Genomic DNA, 19352 nt, shown 5'->3' with positions numbered 1-19352 from the left:
ATAAATAACATGTATTGGTGGAGTACGAAAAAGTTGATTGCGGATTTCCGGGCTGGACAAGTCTCGGAAAAGCAGAAGTTAAAGTATTTAATTACCTTTGCACTGTTGCATGCAATTAGTGCAGAAGTGTTGCTATGGTTGAATAGCGAAGAGGGGGTTATATACAATATTTACGATTGGATCACGGTGTTAACTCATATTCTACTGATCGGCTGGGGAATTAGCGCGTGCTATAAGGCGAACGTGGCTGGTGATGGTAAGCATTTTATTGAACGATTTATTTGTTTATCTGTCCCGATCACTATTCGTTACATAACGATAATAATACCTATTTTATTTTTGATACTTATTGGGCTGATAGTTGTTGTTGGGGGCTTTACGCTGGAATTGTTTGAGGATATCTGGTGGATTGAAGAGTGGTTATATAACGAGGGGATAAGTATAATTACTGTTGTCCTTATAGCGGTTATGTTGCTAGCTTATTATTGGGAGATTCGAAAAGCAATCCAAGCTACAGCACAGCCAAGTACTACTGCTACTTTACCTGAATAAACAAATGAACATGGCCATGTTGGTCAGAGAAAAATGATAGGGCAGGCCCTGAACAGGATAGACGTTCAGGGCTTTTGCTATTTTTTGCAGAAATGCGTGTCATCTAACACTCCGTACCTTGCACCAACTTGATAAAATGCTGCGCCGCCTTGGACAAATATTGATCCTTCAGCCAGATCAACACCGATGATGAGGTGAAATGGTGCTCAATCGGGAGCGCTCGCACTTGATAGCCACGGTGCAGCTTGAGCACCGTTTCGGGCACGATCGTCGCAGCGAATCCCCCCTGTACTAATTCCATCAGCACAGCAATATCTGAGCATTCGCCAATCAAATTCGGTGTGAGCTGACGGCGCTCGAATTGCTCCACAATCATATTGAAAATGCCTAGTCCCTCGGTACTCGGCAGCATTAGCGGTACATGCTGAATGTGCTCCCAAGAAGCATCATGCACATCCCTGTCCTGCTCGGAGATAACAAAACAGAACGATTCTGTGCGGAACGGAACACATGTAAATGCCTCTAAATCTAGCGGATAGCGAATAATCGCGAGCTCAATAGACCGGTCTTTAATCAGTTTGCACAATTGGGCAGACTCGTTTTGTTGAACTTTGTACGTAATTTGCGGGTAGCGCTCGCGAAACTGATGCAGCAGTCGCGGCAGTCGCTCATCGGACAGCGTATTGACGCCGATCGTCAGCTTGCCCCGTAAGCCGCTACCTATTTCTTTCACTTCGCTTTCGGCTTCATCGATCAAATGCAGGACACGCTTGGCGTGCATGTACAAAGCTTGTCCGGCTTCGGTCAATTGCAGTCCCGAGCGGTGCCTTTGCACCAGCTCCACGCCCAATTCCTGCTCTAGCAATTTGAGTTGCTGGCTAAGCGGAGGTTGGGCCATGCGCAGTTTGCGGGCAGCAGCGGTAATCGTCTGTTCTTCAGCAATCGCACAAAAATAACGTAGTTGTCGGGTATCCATCATGAGCGTACCTCCGCTATACATATGAAAAAGATATGGAAAGTGAATCTTTTGAATATTTTTCATATAGGTATCCATCATGGTAGCATAAAGTTACTCCTTAGACAAAGACGAGGCTAACAAATGTAGGAATAGAAAAAAGAAGAGGTGAGGCGCTTGCTGCGAACGATAGAGTTGACGATGACATTTGGGATCACGGCTATGCTGCTGACAGGATGTCAGCAACCTGCGGAAGAGACAAGGGCTGCTGTTGTGCCGACAGCGACTGAACAAGGGGCAAGCGAGCAGAGCAACGTTGGGAAACATGCATCGAATACATCAACGTCGAATAGTAAAACGTTGAATACATCAACATCGAATTCGCAAACGACCAAACCGAAGGATGTGAGCAAGATGAACAAAGCTCTGCTTGCAGCCGCTAAAGCTGGCAACACAGCAGATGTGCTTAAACATATAGCAGCAGGAGCGAACATCAATACGAGGGACGGACAAGGTAAAACTGCGGTCATGCTGGCAACGGTAGGCAACCATCCAGCATTGGTGACAGCCTTGATCAAGAAGGGCGCTGACTTAAATATTCAGGACGATCGTAAAGATAACCCCCTGCTATATGCAGGAGCAGAAGGGCTGTTGGAAATCGTGAAGCTGACCGTGCAAGCGGGTGCGGATACGACGATTACGAATCGCTACGGTGGAACGGCACTTATTCCTGCGGCAGATCGCGGGCATGTAGAAGTGGTCAAAGAATTGCTGACGAATTCAGATGTTGATATTGATCATGTGAATAATTTGGGCTGGACAGCGCTACTGGAAGCCGTTCTATTAGGCGACGGCGGCAAAAATCATCAGCGTATCGTCGAGTTGCTTATCGAGCATGACGCGGATGTGAATTTAGCAGACGGTGACGGCGTTACGCCATTGGCGCATGCCAAGGAGCGGGGTTACACCGAAATGGAGAACATGCTCATTAAAGCGGGCGCAAAATAAGGTTTGAGACGGGGAAAGGGCGGAACAAAAAATGACAGCAAACAAAGCTTGTTGGATTAAAAATGTGCGCTTGGAGCAAGGTTTTGCGACTGAAGACGGTGTAGTGGTTGGAACAGAGACGACATTGAACAACGTGTATATGGAAGCGGGAAAAATAACTAGAGTCGAAGCTGTGGGGGGAAGTTCCCGTTTAGCGGGCGATGTTCCTGTTCCTGTTCAGTATGAAGAGTCAACGCAGCAAGAAGGAGTTCCGCATTTCGATGCACAAGGGCTACTCATGCTCCCGGCATTTAAAGAGATGCACATTCACATCGACAAAACGTATTATGGCGGGCCTTGGAAAGCGGTGCGTCCTGCGGCGAGCATTTTTGATCGCTTTGCTGAAGAGCGTGAGCTGTTGCCTAAGCAGGTGCCAACGGCTCGGCACCGTGCGGAAAAAATGCTAGAGCTCATGCTTGGCTATGGCGCGACGCATATTCGGACACATTGCAACGTCGATCCGATTATTGGCCTGCAAAATATGGAGGCGACACTGCAAGCGCTGGACACTTATGCAGGCAAGCTGTCCGCTGAGATCGTCGCGTTCCCGCAGCACGGCTTGCTGCTCTCCGATTCGGTTCAACGTGTACGCGAAGCGATGCGTATGGGCGCAACCCACGTCGGGGGAGTCGACCCGGCTACCGTAGACGGCAACATTGATAAATCGTTGCATACGATTATGGAAATCGCGGTCGAAGCTAATGCAGGCGTCGATATTCATATTCACGAGCGCGATCATCTCGGTATTTACTCGATGAGAAAGTTGGCTGAGCTGACCGAGCAAGCTGGCTGGCAGGGCCGTGTAACGGTGAGCCACGCGTTTGGTTTTGCAGGCGTTGCTGCAGGTGTGGCTGGCGAGCTAGCGGCGCGCTTTGCCGAACTGGACATCAATGTCACGTCCACGATTCCGATTGGCGCGATTCAAATGCCTATTCCGTTGCTTCGTGAAAAAGGAGTGCGAGTTGAGCTGGGCAACGACAGTATTACCGATCACTGGTCCCCATTTGGCACAGGAGATATGTTGGAAAAAGCGAACCGCATGGCGGAACTTTATCGCTATGCAGATGAGCTCTCCTTGGCACGTGCGCTGGAATGTATCACGGGCGGAATTACGCCGCTTAACGAATCTGGGCAGCAAGTATGGCCAGCCGTAGGTGCTGAGGCGAATGCGGTATTCGTGGAAGCGAGCTGTTCCGCTGAGGCGGTGGCGAGACGTTCGCCGCGTCGTGCCGTGATGTATCAGGGCAAAGTGGTGGCGGGTTCGCTGTAGTTCCGCTTGTAGTTCTGCTGTAGTTTTGCTGTAGTTCCGATATCGCTGCATCAAGAGCAAGGACGAACAAGAGCAGAAGCAGAAGCAGTAGTAGGAGCAAACAAATGTAAAAGTACAGGTTTTCATGATGATATCGACTCATAAGGGGAATACGTGCAAAAGTGCAGGCATTTCAACGCCCCATGAGCTAATGAATCATCCTGAAAGCAAAATAGATGTACATTTGCAGGGGTTTGATCATTCAAGCCACAAATGGTGAGAAATAGATGTACCATCGCAGGAATTACCCAAAGAAATTGCACATAAAGGGAGCGAATTATTCGCTCCCTTTCGCTGTTTTTGCTATTGTAGTGACAGATGAATCTTTTATCGGATTTAGGATTGGGAGGTTTATATGTCTATTCGCCTACGATTGCTATTATCGTATACTGCTATGATGCTAACGACCGTTATGCTGTTCGTTATCGCGGCGCTGCTTATTACGGTAGCCTTTACAGGAGATGTAAAGAGCTTAAAAGATTTTTACAATATCCATTATTCGCTCCGTCCCTTAACACAAGAAGATGAAAATTTATATCTCGACTTAAAATATATGGCGAAAAATGACCCTAGTCAGCTCTTGGACGAGGCCGTGTACAAAGACTACGATTTCCGACTGCGCAAAATACAGTCAGGCCTGTTCGTCAGAAAAGAAGCAGACGTGTTATTTTCCTCTGCGCTGCTCAATCAGCCGGAGCTTAAACATGCTCTGCCGAGCTACGAAATGAGCAATATTTATTTGCGTGACACGATCAATATCGGCGAGCGATTTTACGCATATGCCAAATTTGACTTTGTATTCGCAGATAAAGAGCGGGGCAGCGTCTACGTCATTCGCGAAATGAGTCCATACGCCGCCTTGACGCACAACTTGCTACCAGTTCTTATCGGCGTATTGGTCATCGTACTGCTGCTCGCGAACGGTCTGTTGTATTACTTTTTGACGCGCAGCATTATTAAGCCACTGAACACGCTCCGACAATCGGCGGAAAAGATTCGCGATGGCGATTTGAATTTTCAAATTAAGGTGGTCTCTAACGATGAAGTAGGCCAGCTCAGCCAAGCGTTTGAGGATATGAGGCATCGACTGAAAGATTCCGTTGAGTTGCAGCTGCAATACGAGGATAACCGTAAGGAACTCATTACGAACATCTCGCATGATCTAAAGACGCCGCTGACGACCATTAAAGGTTATATCGAAGGTATTCGGGATGGTGTGGCTGATACGCAGGAGAAGATGGACAAGTATACGGGCACTATTTTTTCAAAAGTGGTTCATATGGATCGGATGATTGATGAGCTGTTCCTCTATTCAAAATTGGACTTGAAGCGGCTGCCGTTTGCCTTTGAGGAGGTCGAGTTGGGCGAGTTTTTGCGAGATTGTGTAGACGATTATACGTTTGATTTTGTAGAGCAAGGCATCGACATTCGCCTCAAGGGGCTACAAAATGAAGCTCCGATCATCGTGATCGCGGATCGAGAAAAAATGAAGCGCACACTCGATAACATCGTCAGCAATTCGGCAAAATTTATGGTTGGCGCGGAAAAATGGATTGAAATCGGTGTGACGGCGGGACATAGTACGGTCGCGATTTCGGTTGCTGACAGTGGGCTTGGCATTGCACCGGAGGTGCTGCCGCATATTTTTGAACGATTTTATCGGGAAGATACATCTCGCAATGCGAGTACAGGTGGAAGTGGGCTGGGGCTTGCGATCGCGAAGCAAATTGTAGAAGGCCATGGGGGGCAAATTTGGGCAACTAGCGAGCTTGGAACAGGGACGGTTATTACGTTCACCCTCAAACGGCTAACGAGTGGAGGTGCGCAGGGTTGAAGAACATCCTGATTATTGAAGATGAACCGAGCATTGCTGACTTGCAAAAAGATTATTTTGATATTAACGGGTTTACGGCAGACATTTGCCATAAAGGGGATGAAGGGCTGCGTCAGGCGCTCGCCAACGATTACGACCTCATCGTGCTCGATTTATCACTGCCGAATATGGATGGGCTCGATATTTGCAAACAAATTCGTGCCGTTAAAGATGTGCCAATCGTCATTGTGTCGGCTCGCAAAGAGGAGGTAGACAAAATTAGAGGGCTTGGCTTTGGTGCTGACGATTATGTGACGAAGCCGTTCAGCCCAAGTGAGCTGGTCGCGAGAGTCAAAGCCCATTTAGCTCGATATGAGCGTTTGGTAGGCGGTCGCGGTCGGCAACATTTTGCTGGACAAGATACTTCTGCTTCTCCGACGGAAGAAATACGAATTCGCGGTTTGCTCATTGATAAGGCGTCGCGTAGAGTGTTTGTGAACGGGAAAGAGGCTATCATGACGGCAAAGGAGTTCGATGTGCTCACTTTTATGGCTACTCATCCGAATCGGGTGTTTAGTAAGGAGCATTTGTTCGAACGTCTGTGGGGATTAGATTCCGTGGGCGACATTGCGACGGTCGTCGTTCATATTCGTCGCATTCGGGAAAAAATAGAGCTTGATCCGTCCAATCCACAATTCATCGATACGGTGTGGGGAGCTGGATATCGATTTACCGTTTAGTTAATCTTTTATTAATGTTTTGTTTATAGGGAGTTTCTTTTTAACGCTTAGTATGGGTCTATACGAACGATACGCGAGAGGGGAAACTTTTATGAACATGATGCACAATAAGAAGATTAACGAATCGGGTACGTCTACGCCGTCTATGCCGAAAAAATGGGCTGCTCTCATGGTGGCTGCTACGCTAACACTCGGAGTAACGGCTCCATTGTCTACTTCATACGTGCAAGCGGCGGGTGCTAATACGCAAGCTAAATACGTTGATTTAGCAAAGGCGGGCCATTACAGCTCTGCTGTTGAGGCACTTATTAAGCAGCAGGTTATGACGGGCTACGACGCTAACAAGGTAAAGCCTGACAAGCATGTAACCCGAGCAGAATTAGCTAAAATGATCGTGCTAGGTTTGAACGTTGAGCTGGTTCAAGCGGGTACACTTGGGGAGAGCAATACGTACAAAGATGTTGCCCCAAAAGACTGGTATTCCAGCTATGTTGCATCGTTGACCAACGTTGGAGTTAAGGTAGAGGAAAGTGAGACGTTTAAGCCTAATCAAGCAGTTACTCGCGACGAGTTTACGGCACTTGTGGCAACGGTGTTGAACAAGGATACGGCTGAAGTGCAGAAGTGGGTAGCACAGCTCAGCGGTGAGCATAAGCAGGTTACACGTGCAGAAGCGGCGTTTATTATTCATCATGCGCAGCGGATGCAGCCTTCTGCACAAGCGGAAGTGACGAGCATTCATCCGTTGAATGCAAGTACTTTGCAAGTGACATTTTCGGCGCGTTTGACGCCAGAGGACGTTAATTTGGATCAAGCGAAGAAGAACTTCGTGTTCGATAACGGCATTGAATTAACGAACGTGCCGCAGTTGATGACGGGAGCGGTGTCGACTTACATCGTGCCAACTACGCCGCAAAAGGCGGGGGCGATCTATAACTTGACCTATAAAGGTAAAGCCGCAGGCAGCTTTACGGCAAGTTCGGTCATGATTGCGATGCGCACCGTGCAGCAAGTGTCGAATGACACGATTGAAACGGTATCAAGCTTAGCGGATCACATCACCGACTATGGCAATGTGATTGCGGCCTACAGCGGCAAGCGCGGTGGCTTGGACTTTGCGTTGGATGAGAACAACCGCTACAACGGCGCGGAGTATCAAATTATTTCGTCCATGCGCGGCAAGCAAGTCACACTTACGCCGGAGCGTGGCGAGCCGATCGTGGCAGGTTACATTCCATTTACGCAGGCGACGGATGGTCGCCAAGCGCCTAAGTTCCGTCTGCCAGCAGGCGTGACGTTGCAGCCTGGCATGAAGTATACAGTGACATCCGCATGGGCGACATTTGCGAATGGTACATTCACGGCGCAACAAGTAGCACCGCTTGTTATACAAGAGGTTAAAGCTAACGACGCTTCGTCCGTGCAGGTGACTTTGGCGGCAGATCCGCAGGATGAGTTGTTCGCTGGTCGTAGCATTACGTTAACAGCAGCAGACGGAAGCAGCTTGCAAGCAACGTACAAGTTTACGACGCGTAAAGGTGCGACAGGGACGTTTGAAGTTGCTAACGGCGGCAAACTGGCTGCTGGTACGACCTATAAAGTGTCTGCCACAGGTGGTTGGGCTAGCGCAGCTAACGTAAGCGTTACGAAGAACTAGCTATCGATTGAAAGGCGAGTGCTCATGCGCTCGCCTTTTTCGTGTTCATGTTACGAAGCATGATGAGTTATGCTGATGGCAACTCTCGTCAAGTCGTTTTTTTGTAGGCTCAACAGAGCATCAGACTGTTATCACTTTCGTGTGCAGCGGTGTAATTGAGTACAAGCACTTCGTTGATTTTGCCGCGTGCAGTTCCTTTGGAGTTAATAAGGCGTCGTGCTTGAACCTCGTGTATGTAGAATTTCTCGTATAATTCGCGGATAAAGTCCGTCGCATGATTGGAGAGCATCAAGTATACGCCACGTTCGTGTAAATTTTGAAATAAATCTGCCAACCTGGATTGCTCATGGCGGTTAAAACCTGCATTGGTGTAGGAGGTAAAGGCAGCTGTCTTGGTCAGCGCATCGTAAGGTGGGTCAAAATAGATGAAATCGCCGCATTTAGCATGTTCAACAGAGGCGGCAAAGTCGCCCGCGGTAATTGTAATGTCGGCATCATTGAAGTAGCGGGACATATTGCGAATTTTTTTTTCTTGCACGAAATCGGGTCGTTTATTTTTGCCAAAAGGGACGTTGAATTGTCCTCTCTTATTTACGCGGTAAAGGCCGTTAAAGCAAGTTCGATTTAAATAAATAAGCCGTGCGGCTCGCTCGACCGCAGACATCCGGCTATAACGTTCATGGTCACGATCTTGTTGACGAATATCGTAATAGTAAAGTTCTTCGTTTCGATGGGCGCGAAGCCGTTCAATTAGCTCTTCTGGGTGCTGTTTGATCATTTGATAGAGGTTGATGAGTTCGGGATTCACGTCATTAATAATGGCGCGGGCAGGCTGAATATGAAACAACAACGCGGCACCGCCAACGAATGGTTCATAGTAGGCTGCTTCGTTCCAATTAATTTGCGGCAAGCGGCGACGAATATCGGGGAGCAATTGTCGCTTACCGCCTGCCCATTTTACTATCGGCTTCAATTTCAGCGGCATTCCTTCGCCTCTTTCTCGTGTAGTTTACCGTTAGCTGGCAAAAAAGAAAATGCGGCGTGATTAAAGCCGCATTATTCCCATTGCACTTCTATTCCATTGTACATAAAAATGGGAAAATGGTGCAATAAACAGTGTTAATAAGGTGGCCATTTTAATTGGCGAGCTTTTAAGTATCGCTCGTTGACGTTTGGCCAGTAAACGACGTTCCACCAATTTTGAACGTACTTGTCGCGTTCGTTCTGGTATTTCAAATAGTATGCGTGTTCCCATACGTCTAGTACAAGCAGTGGGATGACGTCCCATTGCGATAAGTTCTGATGCTTCTCGGCTTGCAAAATTTCTAGCCTGCGACTGCGCGGGCTCCAGACAAGGATCGTCCAGCCGCCGCCTTCTACTTTTTCAGCGGCTTTGGAGAACTGCTGTTTGAATGCGTCGTAGCTACCGAAATCACGCTGGATTTGCTGTAAGAGTGGACCTTGCGGTCTGCCTCCTCCTTTTGGATTCATAATGCTCCAGAAGATGGTGTGCAAGTAATGGCCGGCTCCATTGAATGCAAGCTCATTCTCCCAATATTTCACAAGCTCAAAATTTCCGGTACGCCGCGCTTCAGCAAGTGCGATTTCGGCTTTATTTAAGCCGTCAACATAGCTTTTATGATGTTTGTCGTGATGGAGACGCATCGTTTTTTCATCAATATACGGTTCAAGTGCATTATACGGATAAGGTAACGGCGGGAGCGTGTGCCCGCCAATAGGTACGTATGCGGTGTCTGGAGGTGCTGCAACGACGGGCGTGCGTCCTTCAGGTGGTGCAGGCTCTGCTGGTTCTGCAGGTTCGTCCGCCTTGGATTGGCTCTGAGCTCGATTGTGTGTTGGCTCTGGGGCTTGCTCTGCTGTGGTGGAGGTTGCATGTTTAGATGATGCATATGTTGCAGATGATGCATCATCAAGTGCAGAGTGCTCCGTAGCCTTAGTCGCAGATGGAACTGGGCCGGATGTACTCGCTGTACGCGATAAGGTGTCGGATGGTCCAGTATCGGCAGCATATGTGCTAGCCGGTTCACGATGGTCGTCGTCTTGACGCCATGGGCGCGCGCTACCGATGTGTGCACGAATGCCGTTTGTAACTGTCGTTCCGCTGTTAGTGTTATTAGGTGGAACTGGATGCGAAGACGCTTCTCTATTGTTAGTAGCAGCTTGCTGGTGCTGCGAAGGCGGAGTTGCATTGCTAATTTCCGCATACAGTTGGGAATAGTAAGCTGCTGTGTCAGGCTGCTGCTCGTACTGTGCATATGGATCTGTACTTGTATTTGCACTTGTATTTGTATCTCTATCTGTACTTGCATTTGTATTTGTATTTGCATGATACGGTTGCCCGACTGCGAACGCTTGCGGATGATAACTCGACGCCTGTTGTTCTAAGCCAGATACGTGTGCGTCAAAAGCTAATGGCTGCTGCTCAAAGGTAGAAGCTTGAGCGCCGTATGCCAGCGGCTGCGGCTCGAAGCCTGACGTGTGAGCGCTGAAGGCCTGCATTTGCGGTTCAAAGGTAGGCGCAGGTGCACCGTAAGCTGACGTTTGCTGCTCAAAGGTAGAAGCTTGAGCGCCGTAAGCCAGCGGCGGCGATTCAAAGCCAGACGTGTGAGCGCTGAAGGGCTGCGCTTGCTGTTCAAAGGTAGGCGCAGGTGCACCGTAAGCCAGTGTCTGCTGCTTAAGGGCAGACACGTGTGCGTCAAAAGCTAATGGCTGCTGCTCGAAGATAGATGCTTGAGCGCCGTAAGTAAGCGGCTGCTGCTCGAACTCAGGCGTGTGAACGCCGTAAGCCAGTGGCCGTTGCTCGAACTCAGACACATGTGAGCTATGAGCGAACGGATGTTGCTCAAAGGGAGACGCAAATGCATCGTGAGCAACAGGCTGACCATAGTAAGCAGCATCTGTATGATAATAATGTGGCTCTTGCATAGGGGCAGACTCTGCATTCGCATAGCGCTCCAAACTTTCATTTTGCCGCAGCACACCCGTATCATTCGTGTCATTCGTATCGTTCGTATGGATATAAGCAAGTGGGTCCCCGACATTTACATGTGAGCCATGGCCATCATTATGGATATGGGTGTGCACTTGCCGCCCTTTGGCATGATTCGGAGCCGAAGCGACTTGAACGGATTTGGTGTCTGAATTGCCCCAATTGTCGTAAGTATCTTGATGATCAGTCGGTTCAGAATGTGAAGATAGAGATGCACCCGAATGTTCAATCTGATCTTGCAAGTGCTGTTCTACCCCATATCCCATCATCGTTGCAAGTGAAGTATTGGCAAACGGTTGAACGCCGTTTACGAATAATAACGACTCGTTGGCCAATCGGGCAAATACGGGCGCAGCGAGCGGTACTTCTTGTACCGCATGACTATGTTGCTTCATCTGCTCAAGTTGCCCGGCGAATTGTTCCGATTGATGAACAGATGTCCTCAGAAGGTGTTCGATCTGTTCCAACAATTGCACGTTGCGAGCGGACGATTCATGTTCTAAATACTCTCGCCATGCTCGGGCTGTCACTTCTGTCTGTCCAAATACGTTGGCCCACTCATTAAGCAATTGTTCGTACGGCTGCTCCAGTTGCGGGATGACCGCTTGAATAAGGGACGTATTATCCTTTTCAAGCAGTTTCCACAATTCAATTTGCTCCAATAATCGGATCGGCATATACGACCCGTAACCAAGTAGCAATGTCCTCCCCCCTCACGGTTCAGCTTACTTCTATGAATATATTGTCGCCGGAGGTTGACCTATGATCACAATCCAAATCAACACATAAAAAAGCCCGCAAGTATTTACTTGCGAGCTGTCATCGTTGAGGAGTTAGAGTCTGTGCTAGAAAAGGCATTACTTAAAAATGCTGCGGTGTTCTTTAAATACTCTTTACTGTGTGAGCGATAAATCAATTCGTGCTGAGCATCCGGTACAATCCACGTTTGTGACCATTTATTCGTTTGGTTATCTGCGATTTGCTCCGCAATTCCGTATGGTGCTTTAGAATCTGCTGTGCCGTGAATAAAAAAGGTAGGTATCGCGTACTGCGTTGCCTTTACTTCTTGATAAGGAATCTGCTGCATGCTCGTGCCGCTCAATAGCGGGAAGAACATCCGCAGCAAGTCTAATGACGGCCGCTTCGGCAGCGAAATATACGGTTGCAAGTTATGATAAAGCGTATCAGGCTCCAGTATAAATGTGCTGTCCAATATCATGGCGTCGATGTCTTTTGTGAGCAATCCAGCTTGCAAAGCCGTTCCTGCACCCATCGAAAATCCCCACACGACGATGTGCTCTGCGCCACGTTGCTTGGCAAGTTCCACGGCTCCGAGCAACTGCTCTTTTTCCAAACGACCGCCAGTTGCCTTTGTTTTATTGTTGTTAACTGAAGCAAAGCCGTAGTCGAACATGACCATGTTATACCCGAGGCGGTGGCCGAATTGAGCCAAATCGTACATCGGCACCCAATATTCTTCGCGATTAGCGCCATATCCATGGCTCAAAATAATAGTTCGCTTTGATGGTGAGTCAGCGGGGATATACCAGCCGTCCACCATCGTATGTTTATCCCGAGCGGGAAAAGAGACCGTTTCGTAACGCATTCCCTTGGCGTCCATTGGATTCGAAAGCAATGGAGGCACTTGCGGGTTAGAGAACATCCAAGCAATAAATCCATGCAGGGCTAGAAAAATAATGAGCGCTGCAACGATAATCGACAAGCCTAAGGCAATAGCAACATGTTTAAACCGGACACGACGTGCCAGCGCGGGTGTGGCCGTTGATGGACCGAGCCATTCAGGCTGCAGAACAGGTGTTGAAACGATAGGTGTATTCATTTGCTAGGCCTCCTTCTAAACAGTGTCGCAGCATAGCTGAACTTGGACATGTATGATGAAATATTTTTCGACAGTATTTTCAAAAATGGGATAAAAGTCCTTATGTCGATTTATAAACTGTAAGCGTTTTTCATGTACTACCATCGTATGCGGTGAAGCTTGCAGGGTCAACGGATTCGCACGACTTGTAAGGTGAATGTAATCGTCCCGTAACATTGCAATCTAGCTGTAAAATTTGTCGAATGAAAGGACGATAGTTGGATAGGGCAGGCTCTTTACGGGGCTTCGTTAGCCCGTTATACTATTGTTATGCTAGATGTAACGGAGTTCCATACTATGGAACGGAAGAGGGAGATCATGTGGAAGAAGAACGTGGCAAACTTACCGTGCGTGCAGTTGAGCGCGCATTAGATATATTGATGTGTTTTGCTGATAACCGGGACATGAGCTTAACGGAAATTGCGACACGTGTCGGCTTGAACAAGAGTACGGTTCATCGTCTGCTCGCCACGCTAGATGAGCGTGGCTTCGTGTTGCGCAACGGGGACAAATTTCGTCTTGGCTATCGGGTCTGGGAATTGGCAGCCAACTTGACGCAAGTGGACGACCCTGCTCAATTGCTGTTGCCAGAAATGGAGCGACTGCGGGAGCTATTAGGCGAAACGGTCAGCCTGTATGTACGGGATGGGAACGATCGGATTCGCATCCAAGCGGTGCAAAGTAACCAAGCGATTCGCCGCGTTGCCCCCGTTGGGGTGCGGTTGCCGTTGTACGTTGGTGCATCAAGTAAGGTGCTGCTTGCATTTGCTGAGCCGGAGGAGCGGGAACTCATTGTGCAAGCACCGACATGGCCGGATACGATCGAGCGCGAGGCCTATTTGCAGCAATTAGAAGAGGTGCGGCGTCTTGGCTATGCAGTTAGCTTTGAGGAGCGCGAGCCGGGTGCAGCAGCGGTATCGGTGCCTATTTTTGACCGTGCTCATAAACTTACGGTTGTACTTTCGATTTCTGGGCCAGTAAGTCGGCTTTCGTTAGATACGCTGCGTGACTACGCCCCGCGCCTGATGGATGCGGCACGCCGCATGGAGACGATGCTGCGCACCGTGAACTAGCACGGGTCTAGCGCGTCGAGGTTTGGTTTACCTTTTGATGAATAAAAGGCTGATTTTCTCAAAAAATAGTCTTGTAGCAAAGCTTACGTTGCAAGGTAGCTCATGAAAATGAAGCCGAGCGGCTTCCGTAAAAAATGGCGGTCTGGTATGTGATGTGCTCATACTGGACAGTCATTCTTTATTTTCGGGCACAGTTAGTTGGGTATTCATGTTAGAGGATTCCTAATTTTCGCTGATGAAAATGAAATGAAAATTTGATAGACTACCATATATATGTGTAAACGGTTGCAATTGGTTGGTGTGTTACCATACAATTCGTTGGAATGTGAAGGAGAAAGGTAATATGCAAATCATTCAAGGTACGGCCTTACTGCTGCTCGTATTATCGTTGTTCAGTTTGTTTAGCTACAAGGCTCCGAACGGTATGAAAGCGATGGGGGCGCTTGCGAGTGCTGCTGTGGCAAGTTTTCTTGTAGAAGCATTTCAAAGCTATGTGGGCGGAGATATGCTGCAAATTGCGTTCTTAAAAGATGTCGGATTAGCCGCAGGCGGTATGGGCGGCGTCGCAGCAGCAGCGCTTGTCGCATTGGCGATGGGCGTGTCACCCGTATATGCGCTTATGCTCGGGGTGGTCTGTTCAGGGCTTGGGCTGTTGCCAGGTTTTTTTGCGGGATATATCGTATCTTACCTCGTGAAATGGATTGAAAAAAAGGTGCCGGCTGGCCTCGATCTTATTGTCTGCATCATCGTAGCGGCACCGTTAGCTAGAGGTATTGCGGTTCTAGCAAGTCCTGTAGTTGATATGACTTTGCTGAATATCGGAAATATTATTTTAGCAACGGCCAATGAAAGTCCGATTATAATGGGTATTATCTTGGGTGGCGTTATTACGGTGGTAGCTACAGCACCACTAAGCTCAATGGCGCTTACAGCGATGCTTGGACTGACAGGCTTGCCAATGGCGATCGGGGCGCTTGCTGTTATGGGCTCGTCCTTTATGAACTTTGTCTTTTTCCATCGGATGAAATTTGGTGATCGTCGTACGACGATTGCGGTCTCGATTGAGCCGCTCACGCAGGCCGATCTGATTTCGGCCAACCCGATACCGATATACGTGACTAACTTTGTCGGTGGTGCGGCAGCTGGTGTTGTCGTGTCGATGTTTGGCCTTATTAACAATGCAACAGGCACAGCGACGCCGATCGCGGGGCTTATGGTCATGTATGGCTATAATGACGCGCTCACGGTTACGATTTGCGCACTTATTTGCGCCGTAGTTGGGGCTATTATTGGTTGGTTGGGATCCATTGTTTTCCGCAATTATCCGATTCGTACTGTAGCTGATATTCGTGGAACGAGTGGAGCAAAGCCAGCTTCCGGTGAGTCGGCAGCTTAATGAGTTGCAAGCTTATATAAAAATAGCCTTGTCGACCGTACTTTGGACGTACGGTTGCGACAAGGCTATTTTTTATGAATAAATGGGAACAGCACAACATGGGACACTATGAGGCGTAATGGGACATAAGGGGGCATAACGGTACTTAACGGGACATCAGAGAACATAACGTCCAGATGTTACGGCTCGACACAGCCGATCATTTTAATCTGGTGTAAATCGAGCGTCGTTGAATGCCAATTTTTACGAAACCAAATATATCCCTTAAATTTGTGCCTGCTCACCTCGGTTGGATAGAACCAAAATCTTAAATTATTCGTCGTTACGATATACGTAAATTTATTACGGCACAAGGAAGCCATACTTGAACTAATTCCACTATGATATGAATTTCCGGCGTATTGCCAATCGTACCCACTGCCAAATCCGCCCCCGTATGCACCACCAATTCCGCTGCCATATCCACTCCCATAACCTCCTGTGTTGCCATAGTCTAGCCCATAGTCGGAAGTTATCTGAACAGCTGTCAGGTCTGGAATATAGGAAGGTGGTGGAGGGACGGTAGAAGTTTCATAAGACGCGGGAGCAGAAGGAGTCCACGATCTGTCCTGTGGCAAATCATACACACCCTTTACGCTAAAGTTGCTGTATGCTATGACTTGTAGGGCATTTATGGATGGGCGAGGGTTAAAAATAGGTCGTTGCCTAGACAACGCAAGGTGTTGAAATGTCTGTACATTTTTCGTTGCCAAATGAAATGTTTTCGTGTATTGTAGTGGTGACTTAATAAGTTAATCATTTCCATAACAATTGTTATTAATGCGTTACTAGGGGAGCCCCCAGCGTGGGCTGAGACAAGATCGCGATGAAGATCTTAAACCCTTTGCACCTGATCTGGATTATACCAGCGTAGGGAAGTAATCGGCACATTAGGAGCGTCTTAGCACTAAGACGACGTCTGTATGCGTATGAAGCCGGTTCTTTTCAGGAACCGGCTTTTTTGTATGTCATAGCAGCAGAGCGACGTTAACGTGTAAGTAAGCTAAGATTTGATCCTTCCATGCTCATGTTGGTGATAGGCGTGCAGTCTCTTCACGGTAATGCGGTTACGGTGAATAAGAGGCGTGCCATGTTGCGGAACCATGAGCGGGGTGAACGGTTATGTTCTCTGCCTTCCAGCGGATTCGTCAGGTAACGCTGTTAAGCTGCTCAAGGCAAGCATATGTTCAATGAGGAGGAATCAATCATGTCGCAACAAAAAGAGTCTGCCAACAATCCAACTATTCTATCGGGTGCATCACAGGCGTCTGAGCCACTTCAGCATTTTATCCAGCAGGGTCAAGCTGACCAAACTGACCTGTCAAACCTAACTAACCAAACTGACCTGTCAAACCTAACTGACCAAACTGACCTGTCAAACCTAACTAACCAAGCTGAGCAAGCTAACCAAGCTGATCAAACTGACGAAGATGACCAAGCTAACCAAGCTAACCAAGCTAACCAAGCTGATCAATCAAACCAATCAAACCAATCCCTTCAGCCGAATCAAGAGGAGTCCCAAGCTGTTCCTGCCAATGAAGAGCAGCGAGTGTTATGTGCCCCATTTCCTAATAGTCGTAAAGTATATAAGGTTGGATCACGTCCAGATATTCGTGTGCCCGAACGTGAAATATCGTTGGCCATTACGGAGACGCAGGCCGGAGTCCAAATCAATGAGCCCTTGTGCGTCTACGACACAAGCGGGCCTTACACAGACCTCGAATATGAGGTCGACATTCGTCGTGGCTTACCGGAGCTACGCCACAATTGGATATTAGAGCGCGGCGACGTTGAAGCCTATGACGGCCGCACGATGAAGCCAGAAGACAACGGCTTCCGCACATTGAATGCCGTGCGTGTTGCGGGCGCAGAACTGTTCCCCCGCGATGGGCACCGCCCTTTGCGGGCACAGAGCGGTAGCAACGTCACGCAGATGCATTATGCCCGCCGTGGCATCATTACCCCGGAAATGGAGTTCGCGGCGATTCGGGAAGGGGTGTCGCCTGAATTCGTGCGTGACGAGATCGCACGGGGGCGAGCGATCTTGCCTGTGAACATTAACCACCCTGAATGTGAGCCGATGCTCATCGGGCAGAAGTTCCACGTCAAAATAAACGCGAACATCGGCAACTCGGCTGTTGCTTCTTCCATCGAAGAGGAAGTCGAGAAGATGACGTGGGCGATTCGCTGGGGCGGAGATACGATTATGGACTTGTCGACAGGCAAGAACATTCATACGACTCGCGAGTGGATTATTCGCAATAGTCCCGTTCCGGTCGGGACAGTGCCGCTCTATCAAGCGTTGGAAAAGGTGAATGGTAAAGCGGAAGATTTATCGTGGGAAATATACCGCGATACGCTGATCGAGCAGGCAGAGCAAGGCGTTGATTACTTCACGATTCACGCAGGCGTATTGCTGCGTTACATACCGATGACGGCCAAGCGTATGACGGGCATCGTGTCTCGTGGTGGCTCGATTATGGCGGCTTGGTGCTTGGCTCATCATAAAGAGAACTTTTTATATACGCATTTTGAAGAAATTTGCGAAATTATGAAAGCATACGACGTCGCTTTCTCGCTCGGAGACGGCTTACGTCCGGGCAGTATTTACGACGCTAACGACGAGGCGCAATTTGCCGAGTTAACGACACTTGGCGAGCTGACCGATATCGCGTGGAAACACGATGTACAGGTGATGATCGAAGGCCCGGGCCACGTGCCGATACACAAAATCAAAGAGAATGTCGATATCCAAATGGAAATTTGCAAAGAGGCTCCATTTTACACGCTCGGCCCGCTGACGACCGATATCGCACCTGGTTACGACCATATTACATCAGCTATTGGCGCAGCCATGATCGGCTGGTTCGGCACGTCGATGCTGTGCTATGTAACGCCGAAGGAGCACCTCGGCTTACCGAACAAGAATGACGTGCGCGAGGGTGTGATCGCCTATAAGATTGCGGCTCATGCCGCCGACTTGGCCAAAGGCCATCCGCGTGCACAGCGCCGCGATGACGCGCTCTCTAAAGCGCGCTTCGAATTCCGCTGGCGTGATCAGTTCAATTTGTCGCTCGATCCTGAGCGCGCGATGGAGTATCACGACGAGACGCTTCCGGCGGAGGGCGCGAAGAGCGCACATTTTTGCTCGATGTGCGGGCCGCAGTTCTGCAGCATGCGAATTTCACAAGATATTCGCGATTATGCCCGCGAGAACGGGCTTGAAGATGAAGCGGCCATTGACGCTGGCATGCAGGAAAAGGCGCAGGAGTACCGCGAGCGCCAGACGGTTATAGCTACGACGACTTAGGTGAATGTCTAATGTAGGATTTCGAGTACGGAGTGTGCGCGAGCTTGTAGAGTAATCAAAATGTATTAACATGTATCAACATGAAGCGCTAACTGCAGAAGATTATATCGATAGGGGATGTCGCAGAAGTGTACAGTACCCCGTCAAGTAGACTGTATACAAAGTAAACATCACTCAAGCGGCCTTAGCTCTGAATTCCATCGGACTGAGGCCGTTTATTTTTGTTTGCAATCGTTCGTAATTGTAAAAATGGATGTAGGCCTCCATGTCTCTTTCGAGCTCTTTCAAGCTCTTTTAAGCTCCTTCAAGCTTTAAGCTCCTCGAAGGTATGGCAAGCATGAGATTGTTTTAGCATGGTCGTGCCGTTCATTATACCGCTGCTTGTGCGCTGATCCGTGGATGGCATCCTGTAACGGTTACCAAAGGCGTTATTTGGCCAAATCTACACGTTTTCGAATTCTAACGGTTGTTAGAGAGCTTATTTAATGCTCAGGTCCGAAATTCACTCGTTTTTTTGCAAATAAGCGCTGCCAGAACCGTTAGACTCCAATTGGTATCTTATCCGTCGAAAT

The 19352-nt window shown here is 48.6% G+C and carries 14 protein-coding genes, 1 pseudogene and 1 riboswitch; of the genes and pseudogenes, 9 read left to right on the top strand and 6 right to left on the bottom strand.

Annotation, left to right across the window (positions count from 1 at the left end):
* Positions 1-9: 9 nt before the first annotated feature.
* A complete protein-coding gene (locus KIK04_RS07475) occupies positions 10-552 on the top strand; it encodes a hypothetical protein (protein WP_232277645.1) in 543 nt (180 codons plus the stop codon).
* A 103-nt stretch (positions 553-655) separates the two neighbouring features.
* Here KIK04_RS07475 and KIK04_RS07470 read toward each other — a convergent pair whose 3' ends face one another.
* Entirely contained in the window at positions 656-1531 is an 876-nt protein-coding gene (locus KIK04_RS07470) for a LysR family transcriptional regulator (RefSeq protein WP_332330005.1), read from the bottom strand.
* Between the two features lie 153 nt (positions 1532-1684).
* Between KIK04_RS07470 and KIK04_RS07465 the strand changes: the two genes are divergently transcribed.
* The 5 genes from KIK04_RS07465 to KIK04_RS07445 all read left to right on the top strand — a co-directional run bounded on the left by KIK04_RS07465 (position 1685) and on the right by KIK04_RS07445 (position 8073).
* Positions 1685-2515, top strand: coding sequence for an ankyrin repeat domain-containing protein (locus KIK04_RS07465; RefSeq protein WP_332330004.1), 831 nt, complete (start codon positions 1685-1687; stop codon positions 2513-2515).
* Positions 2516-2546: 31 nt separating this feature from the next.
* Complete coding sequence (locus tag KIK04_RS07460) at positions 2547-3824, top strand: amidohydrolase family protein (RefSeq protein WP_232277644.1); 1278 nt, start codon at positions 2547-2549, stop codon at positions 3822-3824.
* A 394-nt stretch (positions 3825-4218) separates the two neighbouring features.
* Complete coding sequence (locus tag KIK04_RS07455; RefSeq protein WP_232277643.1) at positions 4219-5697, top strand: sensor histidine kinase; 1479 nt, start codon at positions 4219-4221, stop codon at positions 5695-5697.
* Positions 5694-6416 carry a response regulator transcription factor gene (locus KIK04_RS07450; protein WP_232277642.1) on the top strand — a complete coding sequence of 241 codons (723 nt, stop codon included), beginning with the start codon at positions 5694-5696 and terminating at the stop codon, positions 6414-6416. Before KIK04_RS07455 ends, KIK04_RS07450 begins: the two co-directional genes overlap by 4 nt.
* Before the next feature lie 91 nt (positions 6417-6507).
* Complete coding sequence (locus KIK04_RS07445) at positions 6508-8073, top strand: S-layer homology domain-containing protein (protein WP_232277641.1); 1566 nt, start codon at positions 6508-6510, stop codon at positions 8071-8073.
* A 109-nt stretch (positions 8074-8182) separates the two neighbouring features.
* On the opposite strand, the gene KIK04_RS07440 is transcribed toward KIK04_RS07445, so the two are convergent.
* The 3 genes and pseudogenes from KIK04_RS07440 to KIK04_RS07430 all read right to left on the bottom strand — a co-directional run bounded on the left by KIK04_RS07440 (position 8183) and on the right by KIK04_RS07430 (position 12923).
* Entirely contained in the window at positions 8183-9058 is an 876-nt protein-coding gene (locus KIK04_RS07440; protein ID WP_232277640.1) for a DNA adenine methylase, read from the bottom strand.
* Between the two features lie 134 nt (positions 9059-9192).
* A pseudogene (locus KIK04_RS07435) lies at positions 9193-9816 on the bottom strand (superoxide dismutase); the annotation flags it as partial.
* A 2072-nt stretch (positions 9817-11888) separates the two neighbouring features.
* Positions 11889-12923, bottom strand: a complete 1035-nt coding sequence (locus tag KIK04_RS07430; protein WP_232277639.1) for an alpha/beta hydrolase — start codon at positions 12921-12923, stop codon at positions 11889-11891.
* A 359-nt stretch (positions 12924-13282) separates the two neighbouring features.
* Here KIK04_RS07430 and KIK04_RS07425 point away from each other — a divergent pair, with 359 nt between their 5' ends.
* Complete coding sequence (locus tag KIK04_RS07425) at positions 13283-14035, top strand: IclR family transcriptional regulator (protein WP_269671007.1); 753 nt, start codon at positions 13283-13285, stop codon at positions 14033-14035.
* A 343-nt stretch (positions 14036-14378) separates the two neighbouring features.
* Positions 14379-15431 carry a PTS sugar transporter subunit IIC gene (locus tag KIK04_RS07420; protein WP_232277638.1) on the top strand — a complete coding sequence of 351 codons (1053 nt, stop codon included), beginning with the start codon at positions 14379-14381 and terminating at the stop codon, positions 15429-15431.
* A 179-nt stretch (positions 15432-15610) separates the two neighbouring features.
* On the opposite strand, the gene KIK04_RS07415 is transcribed toward KIK04_RS07420, so the two are convergent.
* On the bottom strand, positions 15611-16144 hold the full coding sequence (locus KIK04_RS07415; protein WP_232277637.1) for a hypothetical protein: 534 nt from the start codon (positions 16142-16144) through the stop codon (positions 15611-15613).
* Positions 16145-16250: 106 nt separating this feature from the next.
* Positions 16251-16364: riboswitch (TPP riboswitch) on the top strand.
* Between the two features lie 313 nt (positions 16365-16677).
* On the opposite strand from KIK04_RS07415, the gene thiC reads away from it, so the two are divergent.
* The gene (gene thiC, locus KIK04_RS07410) at positions 16678-18780 is read left to right on the top strand and encodes a phosphomethylpyrimidine synthase ThiC (RefSeq protein ID WP_232277636.1); all 2103 of its coding nucleotides are present in this window, start codon (positions 16678-16680) and stop codon (positions 18778-18780) included.
* A 174-nt stretch (positions 18781-18954) separates the two neighbouring features.
* Here thiC and KIK04_RS24400 read toward each other — a convergent pair whose 3' ends face one another.
* Entirely contained in the window at positions 18955-19068 is a 114-nt protein-coding gene (locus KIK04_RS24400) for an IS3 family transposase (protein ID WP_442951142.1), read from the bottom strand.
* Positions 19069-19352 lie beyond the last annotated feature (284 nt).

It is taken from the genome of Paenibacillus sp. 481 (assembly GCF_021223605.1).
Classification (GTDB): Bacteria; Bacillota; Bacilli; order Paenibacillales; family Paenibacillaceae; genus Paenibacillus_B.
Note: the sequence above shows the minus strand (reverse complement) of the source record. Positions and strands in the feature narration are given on the sequence as shown.